The sequence below is a fragment of the Povalibacter sp. genome, from assembly GCF_036735925.1.
Lineage (GTDB): Bacteria > Pseudomonadota > Gammaproteobacteria > Steroidobacterales > Steroidobacteraceae > Steroidobacter.
In genome coordinates this window covers 1-2,663 of the sequence record NZ_DAINNK010000158.1, presented here as the reverse complement: position 1 = coordinate 2,663, position 2,663 = coordinate 1, and the positions used below count along the sequence as shown (strand labels likewise).

Genomic DNA, 2,663 nt, shown 5'->3' with positions numbered 1-2,663 from the left:
GTAGGTCAGGCTTCAGCCTGACTCCTCAAAGGCCGGCTGAAGCCGGCCCCACAGGCGGCACGACGGCCGGCCGTATCGGGCAAGGCTCGGGCTTGATCGCACTTCCCCTGTCCAGCGATTGCACGATGGTTTCGATCCGCCTGACGTTGGCCGCGGTATCGACGATCACCAGATCGTTGCTGCAAGCAACCGCCACGAAATGCGACTGCTGCGGCAGCAGCGGACGCAGTACCGGGACGAGTTGCGCTGCCGGCATGCTGCGCACGGCGATGATCTTCGTGACGTACAGCGAGTCCGGAACCGATTCCTTGCCATTCACGATCGGTACGGGCTGGTGCCTCGCAGTCGACTCGGGTACGACGCGTACCAGGTCTCCCGTTTCGATCGCTGCGAAGCCGTTGACCTGCAGGATGGTCAGGAACTCCTCGTAGTCGATGGCATCGGGATTGTCTTCGATGAGCGTGATGTCCGCATTGACGCGCGGATCGACGACGAACTTCTTCCCCGTCCGTTTCGCCACGGCGTCGATCAGCGTCACGACCGGAACGGCATGACTGCGTGTCTCGCCGCCGTCCGCGGCCGACGTCGCCGTGGCGGTCCACAACAGCATCGCCGTGCATCCGCAAGCGACGGTATTTCGCAGCATCCTCTTCTTCATGGTTTCTCCCGGGTGGTGCTATCTGGCGGCAGGGATCGAACGCGGCAATTCCAGTTTCTGCAGGCGAACGGGTTGGGACGACGGATCGAGCGGGACAAAACCCGCGTCCTGCAGATCGACGGCATGGCGCATGATGGTGTCGAGAAACCAGCTCGCCTGCGAACTGCGGCCCGACGGATCGACATGGCTGTAAAGCACGACGGGACGTGCAGCACTGTAGGTTCCGTCCGCGATGCTGGCGGTGGTCGGTTGCACACCTTCGAGCAGATTCTGTGCGAGCTGCTGAGCATGCGATGCGAAGAACCCCAGGCTCAGTACGGCAATGGCGTTCGGTTCGGCCCAGAGCGTCTGGGTGATGAATGTGTCGTGTTCCACCGCCGGGGCATAGACGCCGTCGCTGCGGATCGTGTGACAGACGTCGTTGTACAGCGCCGGATCGAGCGTTTTGAGCGAGCGAATCGACGGATAAGTCTCGCAGCCGACTTCCATGATCAGTTCGAGCATGGCCGGGCGCAGCGCGGCCTTTTCGTCGGGACCGAAGACGACGATGTTGCGCAGCTCCATCCCCGACTCGATCTGATTCCAGGTGAGCGCGCGATTCTCGACGAACTCGTTGGGGTTGGTCGCGTCGGGTACGCGTCGCGCCAGTGCGAGGAACAGATGTCGCGGTGTGAGTCTGAGCGGCGTTGCCGTCCTGGCCGCAGTGACGGCCAGGCCGATGGATCCGATCTTCGCCCCGGCGATGTTCCAGAAGTATTTGCGATGGCAGTTCCTGATTTCGTCATCGGTCATCGTCCGCGTCACGATCGCGACGACGGGTCGGGCGACGTTGGTGTCGTCGCAGATCGCCTGCAGAGCGCTGTTCGTATCGAGCGTCTGGAAATCGGTCGACGTCATGAGGACAGGTCCGATCAGTCCGCGCGTCATCGCAGGGCCGGCAACCCGCAGGGTCGGTGACGACGTGACAGGCATCGAGTTTCCTGCCGATGAACGCATCGGCCCCGGCGGCGCTGCGGATGTATCCGGTACGTTCGCGCTTTCCAGTGCGGCCGATGCTGCGGCGGTGCGAGCGACGGCCGTGTCCGTCGACGGTGTGGAAACGGTTGCTGCCGTCATGGCCGTCTCGGGCTGCGAGCGGCGGTGCGCTTCGATTGGATCGTCTGCAGAACGTACCTCGGCCTCGCGAGGCGCGCGCTCGCGAAGCGTCAACAGGCGGTCGAGTCCGCCGTACTGAAAAGTCCACAGCGTGGCGGCCACTGCAGAGGCGCCCACAAATAATCCGAACAGCACGCCGCGTGCGACGGCGAATCGGCGCTCGCCCGCCGCCTGTCGCTGCAGTTGCGACTTCAGCCGCGCAGCGAAAGCCGGTGGCGGAGTCTTGCGAAGCTGATGCAGGAAATCGTCGTTCATGGGCGTCGCTCCCGCTACCACTTCGCCCGCAGCGCCGCGACCGTGCGGTGCAGGAGGGTGCCGACATTCGATTCGGACAGGCCCGTCAGCTTCGCGATGTCGCGATTGCTGAGCGAGGCGCCGTACCTGAGCGCGATGAGTTCGCGCTCGCGCTCCGGCAGTTCCTTCGTCAGGCGTGCAAGCCGCGCCAGATCCGAGTTCAGGGCGATCTGCGTTTCCGGCGTGTGCTCGGTTGCCAGATCGATGGCGGCGTCGATCGGCAGATGCGCGCGGCGCGAACGTAGATGGTCGATGGCGCAGTTCTGCGCGATCCGGAACAGCCAGGTCGAGAAGCCGGCCAGATCGCGCCGGTAGCGATGGCGCGCGCGCCAGGCCTTCTCGAACGTCCGTGACGTCAGTTCCTCAACGTCGCTTTCGCGGCCGAGACGGAAGCGGAAATAGTTGTAGATGCGCGGCAGCTGCTGCGCATAGACGGCGTCCCAGTCGAGTTCATCGGCCTGTTCGTCGGACTTGGGCCATTGCATCGGGCGATCTGCTGCTGCTTCCCGCGAGGTCATGTCGCTATATACGGGGGAGGCGCCGACCTATCACATTC

Annotated in this window: 3 protein-coding genes; all 3 read right to left on the bottom strand. The window is 64.0% G+C overall.

Annotated features, from left to right (window positions below; genetic code table 11):
* Nucleotides 1-25: 25 nt before the first annotated feature.
* The 3 genes from V7D81_RS23105 to V7D81_RS23095 are packed head-to-tail and all read right to left on the bottom strand — an operon-like array spanning nt 26 to nt 2,592.
* Nucleotides 26-658 carry a secretin N-terminal domain-containing protein gene (locus V7D81_RS23105; RefSeq protein ID WP_324320759.1) on the bottom strand — a complete coding sequence of 211 codons (633 nt, stop codon included), beginning with the start codon at nt 656-658 and terminating at the stop codon, nt 26-28.
* An 18-nt stretch (nt 659-676) separates the two neighbouring features.
* Nucleotides 677-2,068 carry a substrate-binding domain-containing protein gene (locus tag V7D81_RS23100; RefSeq protein WP_324320757.1) on the bottom strand — a complete coding sequence of 464 codons (1,392 nt, stop codon included), beginning with the start codon at nt 2,066-2,068 and terminating at the stop codon, nt 677-679.
* A gap of 14 nt (nt 2,069-2,082) precedes the next feature.
* Nucleotides 2,083-2,592 carry an RNA polymerase sigma factor gene (locus V7D81_RS23095; RefSeq protein WP_324320755.1) on the bottom strand — a complete coding sequence of 170 codons (510 nt, stop codon included), beginning with the start codon at nt 2,590-2,592 and terminating at the stop codon, nt 2,083-2,085.
* Between the last annotated feature and the right edge of the window lie 71 nt (nt 2,593-2,663).

Coding starts and splice junctions, on each gene's coding strand:
- V7D81_RS23105 (WP_324320759.1), bottom strand. CDS start 658: ATGAAGAAGAGGATGCTGCGAAATACCGTCGCTTGCGGATGCACGGCG.
- V7D81_RS23100 (WP_324320757.1), bottom strand. CDS start 2,068: ATGAACGACGATTTCCTGCATCAGCTTCGCAAGACTCCGCCACCGGCT.
- V7D81_RS23095 (WP_324320755.1), bottom strand. CDS start 2,592: ATGCAATGGCCCAAGTCCGACGAACAGGCCGATGAACTCGACTGGGAC.